This is a genomic window from Halobacteriovorax sp. RZ-2 (assembly GCF_043196685.1).
Lineage (GTDB): Bacteria > Bdellovibrionota > Bacteriovoracia > Bacteriovoracales > Bacteriovoracaceae > Halobacteriovorax_A.
The window spans coordinates 874975-892955 of sequence record NZ_JBEBMR010000002.1 but is presented as its reverse complement, the minus strand read 5'-3'; the positions used below and the strand labels follow the sequence as shown (position 1 = coordinate 892955).

The window sequence follows — 17981 nt, the reverse complement described above, 5'->3', positions numbered from 1 at the left end:
TGGGACAATATATCAAAAAGGATGGACAGGACCTAAGGCACAAAGAAGTATTTATCCTACTATCAACGGACAATTTCTTGTGGTGGACTCGATTACATTAAATGCTCCGGTTCTAGAGCAGATGGCCTATATTGGAGCAAACTTTCTTTTTAAAACAATTCTTCCAGTTGTCCAAGGCGCACCTATTGAAGAGAGAAAGTTTTCAAAGGTAACGACAGTTAATTCTTATGAGCAGGCCATAAACCTCAATCATATGAAAGTTAACGAGCTTCCACTGACAAGAGAGAAGCTTAATCAATTAAAAGATGGTGAGCAAATTAACACTGTTCTTATGAGCGGATTTGCAACACGTATGAATTTAATCTGGCTTGATTTTCTTGACGTCGTAATTCCTGTTTTAGATCGCTTTGGCCCTAAGGCAAAATTTAAGGTCATGAAGTCTCTTGATATAACAATTGAGAAGGCCGCCCATGATATTGCATTGATTACCATTAAGAATTTAAAAGAGAGATCAAAAGGTCTAGGCTCGGGGCTAAGTGTTTTCTTAGATGAGGTTATTGATCTTCCAATTTCAATTGGTATCAATGGGTCTGCTGGCTACTCTCCTATTGTTTTTAACTATAAGAAGAGAGAACGTAAGATTAACGAAATTGTCTACAGAGTAGATCTTAGTACCCAAGAAGGTCTTGATGCCTACCTCGGTTTTCTTAATCAGGACTTTTCAAAACTTCAAGAGCTTGAAGAAGCTAGAAGTAAGAGTGTTGATCTCTATATTCAAAAAGAGGGTGATGTCAGAAATAGTGAATTCAACTGGGGACTAAATCTTCTACTTTGGAAGTCTGGCGCACGCTATATAAAAGAAGATGGAAAGTACACGACAACATTTAATAATGGAGATGCGTACAACTACGATATCGTTGAGCATAAGAAAATTACAGACCACAAGGGCTTCTCTGGAACAGAAAAGCGTAGTTTTGAAGTGAAGGCAATTATTCCAACAAACGAGGATGCTACTTCAAGCTTCAGTATGGAGATTGGTTACTCTTACGTCGATGAGATCGCCACTGGAAAAGAACTAAATAAAGAGGCCGAGCTTCTTTATGAGAGATACCTCGATAATGGTATGAGAATCGACTTTGATAGAAAGAAGAAGTATGGCAAGGTTCAAATTTACTCATCATTAATGTTTTCTACCAAGGCGATTTCAAAGCTAATGCATGCACAAGACTTTGATCTATGGGAATCCATTGCTCTTGCCTTTGATTATACAAATTCTCTAATTTGGATTGATGAAGTAAGTAGAAGACAATTTGAGAGAAGTAACTATGTCTACGAAGATTCCCATAATGGACAAACGAATCGCCTTTCTCAAAGAGAAAAGAAAAAGCTTAAGCAGCTAGAGAACTTAAAATTAGCAAAGAAAATCTATCATATCCTAGATGTAGTACGCTCTAATGCATTAACAAAAGAGAAGGCCACCTTACTCGTTGAAAGTCTTAGAAAATCTAAGCTAGGGCCTAAGCTACAACGCACGATGGTCAATATTATTGGCCTTAACGATCTTATGGGACAAGGCCATATTAGAGGAAGTATTTATTAGCTTTTTAGCTTTCTAAGCTTCTTTGCGTGTAAGTAACAATTCTGACTATGATCCTGAACAATCCCGCAGGCCTGTAAGAAAGCGTAGATGATCGTGCTTCCCACAAAGCGAAATCCCCTCTTCTTTAAATCTTTTGAAATTTTATCACTAAGCTCAGTCTTTGATGGATAATCTTTAAGACTTGAAAAAGTATTATAGATTGTTTTTCCATTAGTGAATGACCAAATATACTTATCAAAGCTTCCAAACTCTCTTTGTACTTCAATGAAGAATTTTGCATTCGATACCGTTGACTCAACTTTTAGGCGATTTCTAATAATCCCCGGATCTAATAAGAGCTTTTCAATCTTGGCAGGAGTGATCTTAGAGACTTTCTTCACATCAAAATTATAGAAAACCTTACGATAATGATCTCTTTTATTAAGAACGGTTTCCCAGCTCAGCCCCGCCTGAGCCCCCTCTAAAATGAGGAATTCAAAGAGAGTACGATCGTCATGAACAGGTCTTCCCCACTCTTTATCGTGATAATCGACATATTGTTTATTGGATAACTTTAACCATGGGCATCTTTCTTTCATAAGAAGCATTATAAACCTTTTTTAAATTCTAATTAAGGATTAAAATAAACATTCATGTACTTTCAGAAAGGATAATAAATGAGTAAAGTAGTCAAAAACTTAAGCTTCTGGGTACTCGTCGCAGGTGTACTTGGATATATTTTAGGATCGATCTTTGGTGATCCACTTTGGGCAACGTCAAAAAACCCACCAGATATTTATCAAATCATTGTCATGATTAAAGATGTTTTCATCAGCTCTCTTAAGATGATGATTGCACCAATGATTTTCTTCTCACTGATTGGTGGGATTATCAGTATTGGTGAAATCACAAAACTTAAGTCCATGGGCATGGTGACAATTACTTACTATATCTCAACGACAATCATCGCAATCATTATTGGACTAACAGCAGTCTTCTTCATTCACCCATGGAAAGACTCTGGAGTAACGATAAAGACAAAAGATTCAATCCAGCAGCAAAAGCCAGCAAAGTTTATTGCTGAAGGCTCTAACTCAATTCCACTTGTTATTAAGAATGTTTTTACAACTGCACTTGTTAATCCATTTCATGCCCTCGCAAATAATAATATCCTTGGTATTGTAACTGCGGCACTACTTCTAGGACTATCTTTACTTATTGTTCATCATACCTCGAGTCCCCTTTATCAAATTGTTAAGGATCTCAATATCGTCATTAATCGGGTCCTTCACTGGATCATTAACCTGAGTCCAATAGGTATTTTTGCCATCGTCTTTGATTTTAAGGTCAAGGTATCAGGAGATATTTTTTCAGAGCTCCTCTCATTTGCCCTCTTAGTTTTTGGGGCAACAATGGTTCACGGACTTCTTGTTCTCCCATCAATTGCATGGTTCTTTGGTGGACTAAACCCAGTTAAATTATTTAAGAAGACCGCAAGGCCATTACTTCTGGCCCTTTCGACGGCCTCAAGTTCTGCGACTCTTCCTGTAACAATGCAGACTTGTGAAGAAGAGCTAGGTGTTTCAAAAGGTGTTAGTGGATTTGTTTTTCCACTAGGGGCCACAATGAATATGGATGGAACGGCCCTCTTTGAAGGGATTGCAGCCATCTTCTTAGCTAACCTTTATGGAGTCGAGCTATCTGGAGTTGCCATGTTCTCAATCTTCTTTATGGCCATGCTCTCATCAGTTGGGGCACCAGGGATGCCATCAGGATCAATGTCAGGGATGCAGATGGTTCTTCTCGCCGCGGGAATTCCACTGGAAGCAATTGGTATTCTTCTGGTAATTGAAAGGCCTCTGGATACTTTTAGAACGGCCGTAAACGTTGAAGGTGATATAATTGGAGCAGTTGTTACTCAAAGATACTTAGATAAGAAATTAACATAAAAACAAAAGGCCGCATGAAGCGGCCTTTTTTATTGGAGTCTAAGAAAGTTTAATTTACTTTACAACAACATCAAATGCTAAACTAACTTTATCATCAATCGCTTTGTCACCAAGGCTCTTAAAGAATGAAGCAGATCCATACTTAAGGCCAAAATCTGTACGATTAAACTCTAGTGAACCAACAAAGTTCTTCCCTTTTTGTGCCGCTAGAAACTTAACTTCTTTTGTCTTTCCTAAGATTGTAAGATCAGCAGTTACTGTGAAACCTTCAACTTTTTTGATATCAAGTGTTGCCGTTGGGTACTTTGATACATGAAAGAAGTCTTCATTTTTAAGGTGTCCGTTTAATTTATCTAACCACTCACCTTGAAGGTCTGTTGCAGTAAAAGAGTTCATATCAACAACAACTTTCCCTGATACAAGTTGACCTTTTTCAAGCTTTACATCACCTGATTTAATTTTAACTGTACCGAAGTGACGACCTGTTACCTTAGTACCTTGCCAGAAAACAGTTGATTTAGAAGTATCAATTTTCTCAGCGTTAGTTGCAAATACAGTAAATACCGCAAGGGCCATAACCATAAATTTACTCATAATATTCCTCCGTTTGAATTATGAAATAATTTTTAAAATATCTTAACAAAATACAGAGGAAAATAAAGATCATTATTAGTGACATCTTGTGCTATAATTCGATCATGATGTGGATAACAATTGAACAGATTAAATGTCTTCAGGCCTTAGAGAATGCAGGTAGCTTTACAAAGGCCGCCTCCGAGCTTTCAAAGGCAAAGTCAGCGGTAATTTACTCAATTAACAATCTCGAAGAGCAAGTCGGCTTTGAGCTTGTTGATCGTTCATCATATAGGCCAACCATTACTGCAAAGGGCCAAGAGTTTCTAATCGAAGCATCCAAGCTTACAAAACAATACGATGACCTGATTCATAAAACTCAGCAAATTTCTTCAAATGTTGAAACGAGATTATCGATTTCAGTCTCAGGTATCTATGGCCTCGACAGATTATACCCAATTATCAAAAAGGCCATGGCCCGCTACCCTTCCACAGAAATCATTCTTGAAAGAGAAGTACTTAGTGGCGAAAAAATGCTTCTAAACGACAGGGTCGACTTGGCCATCTTTGAAGATCTCTCAAGTATAAAGAACTTTGATTATAAAGTTGTCGGTAAAGTTGATATGTATCTTGTGGTGGCCAAGGACCATCCATTTCTTGATCTTCCAAAGAAGCAACAAAACTTTAAAAGCCTTGCCCAATTTCCACAGATAATTCAACGAAGTACTATTCCAGATGACTCCACAAGTATTGGCGTTATTGAAGAGTCTCTAAAGTGGAGGGTTACTGACACGGCTTCAAAGAAAGAGATTATTCTCAATGGATTTGGTTGGGGAAGACTTCCCTGCTCTCTAATTGAAAAGGAGCTAAAGAAAGGCCAGCTCATCCATTTAAAGCATCTTGAATCAAAAGTTCCCGTCACATTTTGCTTAGGCCATAAAAAAGAACACCATTTAGGAGAGGTCGCCCAATTTATCTGGGATTCCTTCTAAAATAGCGCAAATAAATTACCTGATTCTGGCATTTTTTCCCATTTCTTAAGCATTTAGTGCTAAGTTGGCCCATTAACACTATAAATTAAGGTAAGAAATGAAAACTGTTTACATTGGTAATCTCAATTACAAGATCACTTCTGAGCAATTAAAAGGTATCTTTTCGCGCTATGGTCGCGTTCAAGATGTGAACCTTCTGACAATCCCAGGAACTCAAAAGAGCAAGGGTATCGCTTTTATCAAAATGCAAAATGATCAAATGGCACAAAAGGCAGTCGATGGCCTTGATGGTTCGATGCTTGATGGTAGAACTGTTAAAGTCTCTATTGCCAAAGATAATTTCGAAGAGCAGAAGAAGCGCAAGCAAGAAACAAAAGCTAAGGTGGAAAAAGAAGAAGCTCAAGAGATCATTATTGAAAAGAAGAAAGCTCGTCGCCGTCGTGGATTAAATGAGTTATTTGATCACCTAGGAAAGAAATAATGACGAATAACGATATTCTAAAGAAACTTCGCATCGCCCTTTCTCTAAAAGATTTTGAAATTATCGAGATCTTAAAACTCGTTGATTTTGAAATGACAAAGACTGAGCTATCAGCATTATTTCGCAAAGATGATCATCCAAATTATAAAGAATGTGGAGATCAAGTTCTTAGAAAGTTCTTAAATGGCCTAATCATTAAGAACCGTGGAACTCGTGAAGAACGTGCGGCCAAAGCAGCAAGTACACCTGAAGCGAAAAAAACATTTAATAAAAATACAAAACCAAAGGCAAAACCAAATGCTCCACGTGGGAAAAAACAATATACTAAAGGTCCGAAAAAAACTTCATAACGGTTACACACTAATCGATGAAGAAAATACGCAGGAAGTTTTTCTGCCGGAGAATTTTGCGCCATTAAAAGTTGATGTAGGCTCAAAAGTTAAGGCCTTTGTCTATCCTGATACACAAGGGGAACTCGTGGCAACGACAGAACTTCCAGTTGCCGTTGTTGGTGAATATGCCCTACTCGATGCAATTGAAATTCAAGAATTTGGTGCCTTCTTTGACTGGGGTACATCTAAAGACCTTCTCGTTCCAGGAAATGAGCAGAAGATCAAAGTGAGAAAATTCGAGTCTCATATCGTTCGTATCTGTAAAGAGGATGGAACAGGACGTATCTTCGGAACAACAAAACTTGGTAAATATATCGAGTCCTCAGACTTTGATATTAACATTGGCGACGAAGTTGATGTTTTTATCGCTCAAGAAAGTGAGCTAGGCTTTAGAGTTATCATAAATAAGAAGTTCATTGGAATGATTTATAAGAATGAAATCTTTCAGCGTGTCTCTTGTGGAAAGTACTTCAAAGCATTTGTAAAAAAGCTTCGTGAGGATGGACTTGTTGACGTCGCTTTACAAGAACAAGGTGTTAAAAACCTAGTGGATTCAAAAGATATTATTATCGACTTCTTAGAAAGAAATGGTGGCTCTTCTTTTTTAAATGATAAGAGTTCTCCAGAAGACATTAAGAACTTTCTAAATATGAGCAAGAAGACGTTTAAAAGAACGATTGGAATGCTCTATAAAGACAAGAAAATTACAATCTCAGATAGCGGAATCAAATTAAATCAATAACAATAAGAAAGGCCCACAATGTGGGCCTTCTTTTTTAAGTACTCAATTTATATAATTAAAAATTAACCTTGAACTACTTTTACATTTACGGCACATGGACCTTTAGGACCTTCACCTAATTCGTATTCTACGCTATCACCGTCATTTGGCTCTCCACCTTGAACTGATGAAATGTGGAAGAAAAGATCTCCACCATCATCTTTTGTGATAAATCCAAAACCTTTCGCTGAATTGTAGAATTTAACTTTACCTGTACTCATTTAATTAACCTCGTAAAAAATTTTTTTCGTTAAAGAGATTTTACCTCAGTGTTCCCATAATTCCTAAGAAAAAAGGAAAAAAAATTTATTTTGCTGATCCTCGTCACTTAGATAAACGCGACGCTTCAAAGTGCGCTTTAAACGTAGCTTCTAAGTCGCTGATTTTATGGGTTTCTTTATTTGCCTTCGTTCCCCATATTGCACCAGGCCAAGAACGATCATTTTCATATCGACAGATTATATGGACGTGAAGTTGCGGAACCATGTTACCAAGCGCCCCAATATTTAATTTTTGAGGGCCATACTTATCTGTAAGAAAGCGGCTGACCTCATTAATTTCCTCTAACAAAGTCACCTGATCTTCCCAAGAGAGCTCATGTATTTCACGAATCCCCTCACGCTTTGGAATAATAACGGCCCACGGATTTTCCGTATCTGGTAAGAGCATAACTTTTGAGAGCTTCATATCATCTATTTCAATTAAGTCTTTTTTTAAAACGTCGTGTAGCTTAAACATCGATACCTTCTTTTTTCTTTATTGATTTTACGGCCCTATATGCAGTTGAAAAACAGCCCTGTAAGAGATAACCACCTGTCGGTGCTTCAAAGTCTAGCATCTCTCCAACAAAGTAATACTGATTATTTTTAATAGCAGATAGATCATCATTTAAAGTTTCAAAGCAGACACCACCAGAAGTTGAAATGGCCTCTGCAATGGGTCTCGTTCTCTTTACTTCAATCGGACAATCCTTAATCGTCATGGCCAAGTACTCAACATTTTCTTGGGCCTTTGCGCGATCGAGAACCTCATAAAGTAAAGAAGTAGCAATCTTATCAAGGCCTAATTGCTTTCTTAGTCGATTAGTTAGAGAGTCCTTACTTCTTTTTGAAAGCTTTTCTATGACCTCTTCTAGTCTTAAGTCTGGCTTAAAGTCGATATGAAGATAAGCGCTTTGAGCTTTTTCTAATTCATCTCGAAGGCCATTTGAGATGGCGTAAACAGCGCCGCCTTCAATACCATAGGGAGTTAACATGATCTCCCCTCTAGCACTTTGGGTTTCATTAAAGACAACAATATTCTTCACAAAACCACGATCAACTTTTTCTTGAAAGTGCTTTGACCAATCAATTTCAAACCCACAGTTCATGGCCCTTAATGGAGCTGTTGTTACACCTAGGGCCTCAATATAATCCATCCATAGCCCATCACTTCCAGTCTTAGTCCAACTTCCGCCACCCATTGCAAGTATATAGTAGTCTGCTCTTTGGGCCTTATTACTGTGATCATGCTTAAAAATGAGATCACCATCGGCAGTTATATTTGTAAGGGAATGCTTTAGATGCAGATGAAAGTTTTCATGTGACTTTAGTGTATTCATCCATTGGTGTAAGATATCTGCGGCCTTCATTTTCTTTGGAAAAACTCTCCCACTCGTTCCGACAAATGTTTCGGTGCCAAGCGAGTTGGCCCATGAAATAAGATCACTTGCACTAAAGTCTTCTAATAAAGATGTAAAACGTTCTTCATCTTTAAAATATCTTTTAGCAAACTTATCTAGCTCTTCACTATGAGTAAGATTGAGTCCACTATTTCCTGCAACTAAGAATTTCTTCCCAACGCCACCTGTTTGTTCATAAAGGTGAACCTCAATTCCTTGTATTCCAGAATTTAATAATTCATAAGCACAGAAGAGGCCGGCAGGGCCTCCTCCAACAATGGCAACGATAACTTGATTTGACATGATAAAATATTATCACGCCAACAAGTTAGAGAAAAGTCTAAGCTGCTTTTGATGATATCGTATCCATATCAATTTTGTAGCGTAATGCTTCGATTAAGCGGTCAACTTTCTCCTGTGAGATTGGTTCTTTTCGACGAGAATCATTGATTAAATCATTCCATGCTATCACATGGTCAATGACATCTAAGTCCATATCGTTGAGTTTAACCAAGGCCAGAGGCCAATTTTCGAAGCTGCGATTTTCGATCTCACGATCCGTCAATAAATTCACGTTTTGATGGCGAGGATCCAAAATAATTTTATTATATGTGTAGATAACATCATCTTTCTTACCTTCAATAACTTGAAAGAAGAAACCACTATTGTACATTAAAACACCTGTTACATCTCTAGCGTTATTATTTCTAAACGATGAAGAGACAATCTTATCCAAGTCCTTTTCTGGCTTGAAGTCACCTGTTTTTTCGCTGATATAAATAATTTGATATTCTTTGCTCATAGAAACCACCTTGCTGCATATTTATTTTTATTATAGATGTTTGCGAGTCCAGATGAAGACAAGAATGCTTAAATTGCAGTTTAATAATGAATCGTTTCATTCCATATTTATTTCACTATGATTAAGTAGAGTTCCAATATGTCCGTCTTTAATGATCTTAGCATTTTCGCTAATTTGATATTTTGATTGATACCCATAAACTTCCACAGTCTTAAATAAAAAGAATATTATTGTTAGAAGTGTGGCCCAGAATTTCATTTCTAGCTCCTTGTAATATCAGTATCATACTGTTCGGCCATGGCCACTTCTAGTAAAAATAGAAGGGATAAAGCGAAAATAATATTCATTTAACAGTCCAGTAAATCCATGGACTAATCGCATTAAATAGTTTAAGGTGAAGCCGTTAATTCATTGATAATTTAAATAAGAAGGATAATTTATGATTTCCACTTCCAATGTCAGTTTAAGCTTTGGTGGCAAGAAGCTATTTGAAGACGTTAATATCAAATTTACGCCAGGTAATTGCTACGGTTTAATAGGTGCCAACGGTGCTGGTAAGTCAACATTCATCAAAGTTCTTTCGGGTGAAGTTGAACCTAATACAGGAACAATTAATATCACTCCAGGTGAAAGACTTTCTATTCTTAAGCAGGATCACTTTGCATACGAAGAAGAACAAGTTCTACAAGCTGTTCTTATGGGTAATGAGAAGCTTTACTCAATCATGAAAGAAAAAGATGCCATCTACATGAAAGAAGATTTCAATGATGAAGATGGGATGAAAGCAGCAGAGCTTGAAAGTGAATTTGCTGAAATGAATGGTTACGAAGCTGAGTCAGAAGCAGGAATTCTTCTTTCTGGTCTTGGAATTGGAACTGAGTATCACTACAAATATATGAAAGAGCTTACGGGGCCAGAGAAAGTTAAGGTTCTTCTTGCTCAAGCACTTTTTGGTTCACCTGATATTCTTCTTCTGGATGAGCCGACAAACAACCTTGATATCAAGGCGATTCAGTGGCTAGAGAACTTCCTACTAAATTATGAAAAGACTGTTATCGTTGTATCCCACGACCGTCACTTCTTAAATAAAGTATGTACACATATTGCAGATATCGACTTTGGTAAGATCACAACTTATGCAGGTAACTATGACTTCTGGAGAAAATCTTCAGAGCTTGCTCAAAAGCTTCGTGCAGACCAAAATAAGAAAGCAGAAGATAAGGCCAAAGAACTTAAGGCCTTCATTCAACGATTCTCCGCCAATGCTTCAAAATCATCTCAAGCAACTTCAAGACAGAAACAACTTGAAAAGCTTGAGCTTAATGACCTTCCAAAATCAACGAGAAAGTACCCATTTGTACAATTCGATCCTAAGCGTGAAGCAGGAAAAGAAATTCTACGTGTTGATGGAATCACTAAGACAATCGACGGCGTTAAGCTTTTAGATAATGTTACATTCATGATTAATAAAGACGATAAGATTGTTCTTCTTGGTGAGAACGATGTTGCCAAGTCGACTCTTATGAAAATCCTTATGGGCGAAATGGAACCTGATTCAGGAACTGTTGAATGGGGTGTGACAATCACTAAATCATACTTTCCTAAAGATAACTCTAGCTACTTCATGGATGGTAAGAACGATCTTGTGAACTGGCTAAGACAATACTCAGAAGACAAGGACGAAACATTTATTCGTGGCTTCTTAGGTAAGATGCTTTTCTCAGGAGAGGAAGCTCTTAAGAAGACAAATGTTCTTTCTGGGGGAGAGAAAGTTCGTTGTATGATGTCAAAGCTTATGCTTTCAGGTGCAAACGTTCTTCTTGTTGATGGACCTACTGATCACCTTGACCTTGAAAGTATCACGTCAGTGAACGAAGGTTTCACAAGATTTAAAGGTAACCTAATCTTTACTTCTCATGACCATGAGTTCATTCAAACGGTAGCAAACCGTATTATTGACCTTGACCACAACAATGGTAAGGTAATTGAAGATAAGTACGTCAGCTACGATGACTACTTAGCATCAAAAGCATAATCGCTATCAAATATTAAAGGCCTCTTCTTGAGGCCTTTTTGCCACTTTTACCTTATTACAAGGTGAATTCCTGTAAGAAAAACCCCTAAGCCCACTAAATCCCGTAAATCTAAATGTAAGAAAGTAAATTTCTTTAGCTAAACAAAATTTTAATTTCAAAAAAGTCACCCTCCACGTTAGAACTGGCCAAATTCAATTAAAACTCAGAGGGAGATTTATGAAAAAATTGGTTCTACTATTAGTGCTTACGGCCCTGACAGCAACGACTTTTGCTGCACCAGAAAGAGGAAGAAGAAATAACAATGATGACGAATTAAGAAATCGTCGCTCACGTGATGCTAGATACAATAGAGACTCACGTCAAAATAGACAACGTGACAGAAGATATGATGATCGTCGAAATGATAGAAGATACGATGACAGACGCTACGACGACAGAAGATACGATGACCGTCGCAATGACAGACGTTATGATGACAGACGCTACGACGACAGAAGATATGACGATCGTCGCACAACAAGACCTGATCCGACACGCGCTTACCGCCGCTACCGTCACACACCAAACCGTGACTATGTAAGACACAATCGTCGTTGGACAACGGCCCGTGACTATCACAGAACAGTAAGACCAATCTATGTTTATAATAACCGCTGGCTAAGAGTTAGTGTCTCTTATGTTGATGGTTACTACTGGGATTACGACTACCCATACTTTATCTACAATGGATACCGTCACCGTTATAGCGCCTATGATACGTGTAACTACGAGCTTGTTGATAGCTGGAGCGATTCAGTTGAGAGAACATTTTACTCATTCTCTTGTTCAACTGGATACGACCTTTGTGCAGATCTGCGCGATGAACTGAATGATTATGAATACGATTACCGTTATTTCTGTGCTGAAAGATATAACTGGTAGATTCAATACTTATATAAGGGCCGCATAGTGTGGCCCTTTTTTTATTTTCGAATGAATCGATTAAATGAAGAAAAAGAAATTAGAATTGAAAGAACAATAATTAAAATGGCAAAGCCAATAATTTCAGTAGAGCTGAAAATATAATTTAAATCGAATTGAAGTTTTGCAACAGCATAAGTCACAAGCTGTCCTAGAGTAACACCAACAACAACGGCACTCACAGACATTAAGGCCATCTCTTTCATAATGGACTTTCTAATCTCACTAAAACGAATCCCAATGATATTGATAAGAGAGATATCTTCTCGGCGAGACTCTAATTGGTGTGCAATGAGGGAGTAGATCACAAGAAGTCCAACAAGAAAGACAATGAAGCTCATTGTAACGAGAATCTTTGTGATACTCTCCATAATTGTCGCAACTCTTTTAAGAGAGCTTTGAATATCAATTAGAGACACGTTTTGAAACTTGGCCGCAAAGTCTGATTGAAGCTGATCATTAACATCGCCCTCGCCTTTTCCAATGGCAGCAATGAAAGTCTTTGGTGCATCCTCAAGAACACCTGGGCCAAATGAGATAAAGAAATTTGGCAAGAAGCTCGTCCAACGAATCGAGCGAAAGCCTACAACTTTAGCAATAATAGGCATCCCTAGAATATTATACTCAAGCTCATCACCAAGATTAATTCCCAATCGACTCGCATAGCGCTGCTCTAATGAAACTTCTGCCACTTCATCAGATTCAAAGTCAAAGCGCTTAGGCATACGTCCTTCGACAATCTCTTCACCTCTTACAAGATGATCGCGGTAACTTAAGTTAGCACTGCGATTACGACTACGTTGCTCCCTTTGCTCTTCTCTTGTTAAATCCCCAAGTTTTTCTGGGTTATAACCTTCACCATTAATCTTTACGAGTCGCCCACGAACCATTGGGCTGATATTGAGAAGATCTAGCTTCCTCTGAGAAACAAAAGTTTTTAGCTCCTCAACTTGTTCAGGCTGAATATCGAAGAGGAAGTAAACAGGGCGCTCCTCTGCAGGCATCGAAAGTTCCGCTCCAATGATATTCTTAACTGAAGGGATAAGAGTCATAAGACTCGTTGAAATGAACAGACATAAGAAGATAAACAAAGTTGAAATCTTATGACGAGTCACATACTTAAAGGCCATATTAGATGATAAGCTAAGTTTTGGATTAAGTTTTCCAAGCCATGAAAGAACAAAACTTCCCACAGGAAAGAAGACCCCCACAATAAGTAGGAAGACTGCAATGAATGCACTACCAACAATTAAGCTCTCAGACAAGTAAATGGCCATTACCCAATAGAAGATTACAATTGGAATAAATAGCAAATAATCATAGAAGTTCTTTGAAAGGCTCGTATCATGATCAAAGAGTGCCTTTTGATCGACTCTTAAATAAGGAATAATAAGAGCTGGTGCCAAGACAATTGTAGAGGCAACCCCTACGGCCATTGTGACAAAGAAAGTTGAAAGGCTAAATTCAAGAGCAAAATTAATTCCTAAATTTCGACTGACCATGGTTTGAATAACGGGACTAAATGCCGTCCCAATCGCAATTCCTAAAAGTGAACCAAATAGGCCAAGAAAGAAAAGCTTTAACGTATAGATCTTAAAGATATCTTTCTTTCTCATCCCAATAAAACCAAGAATTGCTAAATCCTTTCTTCTCTTTAATAGAAAGCCTCTAAAGAGGTAGATGAGGCCTAGCCCTGCTAAAAATAGCCCGCATAGAGAAACAAGCCCAAGAAAGTCAGCGAGATAATCCATTGAACGCCCCACTCTTTCAGAATTAGACTGAGGAGATCGGATGCGAATTGATGAATCGATGATTTTAGCTTTTAAATTCTTTTCCGCTTTAACAAGTTCTTTGTCACTTAATTCTTTGGCCATCTTAAAATGTAAACTTCGCCAAATTGTACTGCCAGGCTTGATAAGATCAGTAGCATCTAAGACCTCATTCTTTAGATAGAGTCTTGGGGCCAGCTGTCCCATGGAAAAACCTGCAGAACCATCTTCTTCGACGATTCCTGCGACTTTAAACACTTTTGAACCAATCTTAATTTCTTTGCCAAGATCAAGTCCAAGTTGACCAACAAGTTCAGGATAAATAAAGACTTCATTATCTTTTAAATCACGAAAGCTCTTGCCACTCTTTGCTAGGATATCACCATAGAAAGGAAACCCGTGACCAAGTCCTCGTATATTGACGAGTCGACTTTTTTCGCCGTTAAAGAGCATCGAATAGAGTGAGCGGTTGCGAGTCATCTCACTATAGTCGAGATTAGACTTTGCAATCTCTAAGCTATCTTTCGTGATCGCAATTCGCGAGCTTACTGAAATATCAGAACCAAGAAGAGATTTTGACTTTGCCGTTAAAGCACTATCAAAAGAGGACTTAAAGACCTCAATGGTTGATAGTCCAACCATTCCAATAGAGAGATTTAGAATAAAGATGATAAAGAACATTGGAGAGCTTCTAAGCTCTCGCATAACCATTTTAAGCTTCAAGACTTAGCACTCCATTTTCTAAGTGATAAATCTTCTCACACCTCTTTGCTAAATCCTTATCGTGAGTGACAAGAACAAGACTCATCTTTTCATCGCGAACGATATCAAAGATTAGATTCATAACTTCATCACCAGTATTCTCATCAAGACTTCCACTTGGCTCATCTGCCAGAAGAACACCAGGGTGAGTGACGAGAGCGCGAGCAATGGCAATTCTTTGCTTCTCTCCACCACTTAATTGATTTGGGAAATGCGTCTTTCGGTGACTCATCCCTACTTTTTCAAGAAAGTAATCCACACGATCTTTCTGATGGCCACTGCCATTTACCTCGAGTGGCAAGAGAACATTCTCATATGCATTTAGATGTTCTAATAAATGAAATTGTTGAAAGACCACACCAATATGCTTAGCTCTAAGATCTGTGATCTCTTCGCTATTTAGATCTTTAAGTGAATTATTGCGATATGAAATATCACCACTAGTGGCATCATCAATTCCACATAAGAGTGATAAGAGAGTTGATTTTCCACTACCAGATTTACCTAGGATTGCGATGGTCTCCCCTTCGCTAACTCCAAGCTCAACACCTTTTAAAACATTGAGGATTTCTTCTCCTTGAGAAAAATCCTTTCTCACTTCTTTGAGTGATAATACTAATTCAGTCATTATAAAGCTTTCCTTATAAACGGTGCGACCGTCCTTGCAATAATCTTGTGTCCTTCCTCATTTGGGTGGATGCCATCGTCAATATTATACTGACGCTGTCCTGCTACATCCTTAAGTAAGAATGGAAGTAGTGTAACTCCCTCTTCTTTCTTTAAATCAGGAAACATTTTTTGAAATTCTTTCGTATACTCAGGCCCATAATTTGGTGGAATCTGCATTCCTGCGAGAATAACCTTTACTCCCTTACTCTTTGCAAGCTTGATAGCATTTTTTAAATTCTCTTTTGTTGAATGAAGCTTTATTCCACGGAGTCCATCATTTGCCCCAAGAGCAAGTAACATGACATCAGGCTTTCCTCTTAGTGACCACTTAAGGCGAGAAACAGCAGAAGCTGAAGTAGAACCGCTAATACTTGCATTCATCACTTCAATTTCAATGCCTTCTTTTTTTAAGATATCTTTCACAAGATTTGGGTAGGCCTTCTCTGGATCAATTCCATAACCGGCAGTAAGAGAGTCTCCGAGAAAGAGAACTTTTGGCGCAGCAAATGTTGAAAGGCCAATTAATAGAACTAGTAAAAATTTATTCATAACAACTCCAATCATATTATTTTAGGGCATCACAGCAAAAATAGCGAAGTTCATTTCGCTTTTTTACAAAGATTTAACAAAGCCTTTATTAATGCTTTGCTGGCCCTCTTTCATCAGTTAAACTAGATAAGTGAGTCAAGGAATCGAGATACTTCAAAAAATATTTGGTTATAATGCCTTTCGCGGCAATCAAGAAAAGATTGTGGAAAGTGTCATTACAGGAAATAACGCACTGGTCCTCATGCCAACAGGTGGTGGGAAGTCTTTGTGCTATCAAATTCCAGCACTTGCCCGCTTTGGGACGGCCATTGTTATCTCTCCCCTCATCGCTCTTATGAAAGACCAAGTTGACGCCCTTATTGAAAAAGGCGTCGAAGCGGCCTACTTAAATTCTTCAATTTCTCATAGTGAACAAGATGATATTGTGGGAAATCTTCTCAATGGAAATATTAAGATTCTCTACGTCTCGCCAGAGCGTATGATGAATGAATACTTTCAGCGAATCTTAGATCGCATTGAGATTTCTCTCTTTGCCATTGATGAGGCCCATTGTGTTTCTCAATGGGGCCATGACTTTAGACCTGAGTATATGCAACTTGGCATGATCACAAAGAAATTTCCCGACATCCCTCGCATTGCTCTTACCGCAACGGCCGGTGAAGCAACACGTGGTGAGATCATTCGCTGCCTAAACCTCCATGGCTCAAGTCTCTTTATTAGCTCTTTTGATCGACCAAATATTACATACGAAGTTCAAAAGAAGACAACGAAAGAAAAAGACTTCTATCGTCTCACGCAATTTGTTCAAGATAATCTTGATGGCCAATCAGGAATCGTCTACTGCCTTTCACGTAAAGGTGTCGAAGAATGTGCCGACAAATTAGTTAAAGCTGGTTTTAAGGCCTATGCCTACCATGCGGGAATGAGTGCCAGTTACCGCGAAAAAGTTCAAGAGAAATTTATCACCCAAAAGAATGTCATCGTTGTGGCAACCATTGCATTTGGAATGGGAATTGATAAGGCCGACGTACGCTTTGTTGCCCATATGGATATGCCAAAGTGTCTTGAGTCCTACTATCAAGAAACGGGACGAGCAGGACGAGATGGCCTCCCTTCTCAGGTTCTAATGTTCTATGGACTAAGAGATCTTGTTCTTTTAAAAAGAATTGCCAATAAAGGCGTTGGCGCAGCAGCTCGTCGCCGAGTGAATGAAGAAAAGCTTGATGCCATACTTGGTTTTTGCGAGGCCACAACTTGTCGCCGCGAAGTTCTTCTTAATTACTTTAATGACCCCTATCAAGGGCCATGTGGTAATTGTGATATCTGCTTAAGTGAACAGACTAAACAGAAGCTTATTAATGCAACTGAAATTGCCAAGGCCGTTCTCACTTGTGTTTATGAAACTGACCAGCGCTACAACGTCCACTATATCGTCGATGTTCTCAAAGGAAATATTTCTGGCGTCATTCAAAAAAATGGCCACCACCATATCACAAGCTTTGGCTATGCAAGTAAAGAAGACGAAGGATTTCTCTATTCTCTTTGTCGCCAACTAATTGCCCAAGGCCATCTTAAGATGATTATGGATGGAAGCTCAGAGATTAAACTTACTCAATCGGCCATTGATGTTATTGAAGATCGCAAAGAAGTCATGATTCGCGCAGACTTTAAAAAAGGTGCACCTGCTTCGAAGTCGACTGCGACAAAAACAAAAGCGACAAAGAAGAAAGCGGTTCGCAAGAAGGCCACCACAAGAAAGAAAGCTGTCGCCACATATAGGCCAAATGATGGAACTGATAAAACAATGTATGAGAATTTAAAAGTTCTACGCTCTAAACTTGCCAAACAAAAACGCACACAGGCCTTTAAGATTTTTCCAGACAAGACTCTTATGGAGATGGCCGCCCAACGCCCACAAACTCTCGATGATCTCGAAAGCATCTATGGGGTTGGACCTAAGAAGCTTCAGCGCTTTGGGAAGATTTTCCTTGAGGCATTAAATAGGGATGCTTAAATTTTACTGAGAT

At 38.4% G+C, this 17981-nt stretch carries 19 protein-coding genes; 9 read left to right on the top strand and 10 right to left on the bottom strand.

The window, feature by feature from the left end:
• The first annotated feature begins 82 nt into the window (after window positions 1-82).
• Entirely contained in the window at window positions 83-1600 is a 1518-nt protein-coding gene (locus tag ABMA78_RS10385; RefSeq protein ID WP_392859854.1) for a hypothetical protein, read from the top strand.
• Here ABMA78_RS10385 and ABMA78_RS10380 read toward each other — a convergent pair.
• Complete coding sequence (locus tag ABMA78_RS10380) at window positions 1597-2178, bottom strand: DNA-3-methyladenine glycosylase I (protein WP_392859851.1); 582 nt, start codon at window positions 2176-2178, stop codon at window positions 1597-1599. The genes ABMA78_RS10385 and ABMA78_RS10380 overlap by 4 nt on opposite strands.
• A gap of 78 nt (window positions 2179-2256) precedes the next feature.
• On the opposite strand from ABMA78_RS10380, the gene ABMA78_RS10375 reads away from it, so the two are divergent.
• Window positions 2257-3528 carry a dicarboxylate/amino acid:cation symporter gene (locus tag ABMA78_RS10375; protein ID WP_392859848.1) on the top strand — a complete coding sequence of 424 codons (1272 nt, stop codon included), beginning with the start codon at window positions 2257-2259 and terminating at the stop codon, window positions 3526-3528.
• Between the two features lie 54 nt (window positions 3529-3582).
• Here the strand turns inward: ABMA78_RS10375 and ABMA78_RS10370 are convergent, their stop codons facing one another.
• Entirely contained in the window at window positions 3583-4122 is a 540-nt protein-coding gene (locus tag ABMA78_RS10370) for a YceI family protein (protein WP_021268237.1), read from the bottom strand.
• A 104-nt stretch (window positions 4123-4226) separates the two neighbouring features.
• Here ABMA78_RS10370 and ABMA78_RS10365 point away from each other — a divergent pair, with 104 nt between their 5' ends.
• The 4 genes from ABMA78_RS10365 to ABMA78_RS10350 all read left to right on the top strand — a co-directional run bounded on the left by ABMA78_RS10365 (window position 4227) and on the right by ABMA78_RS10350 (window position 6708).
• Window positions 4227-5093, top strand: coding sequence for a LysR family transcriptional regulator (locus ABMA78_RS10365; protein WP_392859845.1), 867 nt, complete (start codon window positions 4227-4229; stop codon window positions 5091-5093).
• A 97-nt stretch (window positions 5094-5190) separates the two neighbouring features.
• Complete coding sequence (locus ABMA78_RS10360) at window positions 5191-5574, top strand: RNA recognition motif domain-containing protein (protein WP_392859843.1); 384 nt, start codon at window positions 5191-5193, stop codon at window positions 5572-5574.
• Entirely contained in the window at window positions 5574-5924 is a 351-nt protein-coding gene (locus ABMA78_RS10355; RefSeq protein WP_392859840.1) for a DUF1456 family protein, read from the top strand. The genes ABMA78_RS10360 and ABMA78_RS10355 overlap by 1 nt, the downstream gene beginning before the upstream one ends.
• Window positions 5881-6708 carry a S1 RNA-binding domain-containing protein gene (locus ABMA78_RS10350; protein ID WP_392859837.1) on the top strand — a complete coding sequence of 276 codons (828 nt, stop codon included), beginning with the start codon at window positions 5881-5883 and terminating at the stop codon, window positions 6706-6708. Before ABMA78_RS10355 ends, ABMA78_RS10350 begins: the two co-directional genes overlap by 44 nt.
• 62 nt (window positions 6709-6770) lie before the next feature.
• Here the strand turns inward: ABMA78_RS10350 and ABMA78_RS10345 are convergent, their stop codons facing one another.
• From ABMA78_RS10345 to ABMA78_RS10325, 5 genes are all read right to left on the bottom strand, one after another.
• Window positions 6771-6968 (bottom strand): cold-shock protein, encoded by a 198-nt coding sequence (locus tag ABMA78_RS10345; RefSeq protein WP_021267754.1) that lies wholly within the window; start codon window positions 6966-6968, stop codon window positions 6771-6773.
• 103 nt (window positions 6969-7071) lie between these two features.
• A complete protein-coding gene (locus tag ABMA78_RS10340; RefSeq protein WP_392859834.1) occupies window positions 7072-7485 on the bottom strand; it encodes an HIT family protein in 414 nt (137 codons plus the stop codon).
• A complete protein-coding gene (locus ABMA78_RS10335; protein ID WP_392859832.1) occupies window positions 7478-8710 on the bottom strand; it encodes a TIGR03862 family flavoprotein in 1233 nt (410 codons plus the stop codon). The genes ABMA78_RS10340 and ABMA78_RS10335 overlap by 8 nt, the downstream gene beginning before the upstream one ends.
• Before the next feature lie 37 nt (window positions 8711-8747).
• Entirely contained in the window at window positions 8748-9209 is a 462-nt protein-coding gene (locus ABMA78_RS10330; protein ID WP_392859829.1) for a BLUF domain-containing protein, read from the bottom strand.
• A gap of 96 nt (window positions 9210-9305) precedes the next feature.
• Window positions 9306-9467, bottom strand: coding sequence for a hypothetical protein (locus ABMA78_RS10325; protein ID WP_392859827.1), 162 nt, complete (start codon window positions 9465-9467; stop codon window positions 9306-9308).
• A gap of 181 nt (window positions 9468-9648) precedes the next feature.
• On the opposite strand from ABMA78_RS10325, the gene ABMA78_RS10320 reads away from it, so the two are divergent.
• Window positions 9649-11244: an ABC-F family ATP-binding cassette domain-containing protein gene (locus ABMA78_RS10320; protein ID WP_392859824.1), complete on the top strand. Its 1596-nt coding sequence runs from the start codon at window positions 9649-9651 to the stop codon at window positions 11242-11244.
• A 217-nt stretch (window positions 11245-11461) separates the two neighbouring features.
• A complete protein-coding gene (locus ABMA78_RS10315) occupies window positions 11462-12166 on the top strand; it encodes a hypothetical protein (protein WP_392859821.1) in 705 nt (234 codons plus the stop codon).
• A 41-nt stretch (window positions 12167-12207) separates the two neighbouring features.
• Here the strand turns inward: ABMA78_RS10315 and ABMA78_RS10310 are convergent, their stop codons facing one another.
• From ABMA78_RS10310 to ABMA78_RS10300, 3 genes are read right to left on the bottom strand one after another with little or no spacing between them, the layout of a single operon-like run.
• Window positions 12208-14697: an ABC transporter permease gene (locus ABMA78_RS10310; RefSeq protein ID WP_392859819.1), complete on the bottom strand. Its 2490-nt coding sequence runs from the start codon at window positions 14695-14697 to the stop codon at window positions 12208-12210.
• Window positions 14687-15364 (bottom strand): ABC transporter ATP-binding protein, encoded by a 678-nt coding sequence (locus tag ABMA78_RS10305; protein ID WP_392859817.1) that lies wholly within the window; start codon window positions 15362-15364, stop codon window positions 14687-14689. Before ABMA78_RS10305 ends, ABMA78_RS10310 begins: the two co-directional genes overlap by 11 nt.
• Complete coding sequence (locus tag ABMA78_RS10300; RefSeq protein WP_392859815.1) at window positions 15364-15954, bottom strand: arylesterase; 591 nt, start codon at window positions 15952-15954, stop codon at window positions 15364-15366. Before ABMA78_RS10300 ends, ABMA78_RS10305 begins: the two co-directional genes overlap by 1 nt.
• Before the next feature lie 130 nt (window positions 15955-16084).
• On the opposite strand from ABMA78_RS10300, the gene recQ reads away from it, so the two are divergent.
• Window positions 16085-17968: a DNA helicase RecQ gene (gene recQ, locus ABMA78_RS10295; protein ID WP_392859812.1), complete on the top strand. Its 1884-nt coding sequence runs from the start codon at window positions 16085-16087 to the stop codon at window positions 17966-17968.
• The last annotated feature ends 13 nt before the right edge of the window (window positions 17969-17981 follow it).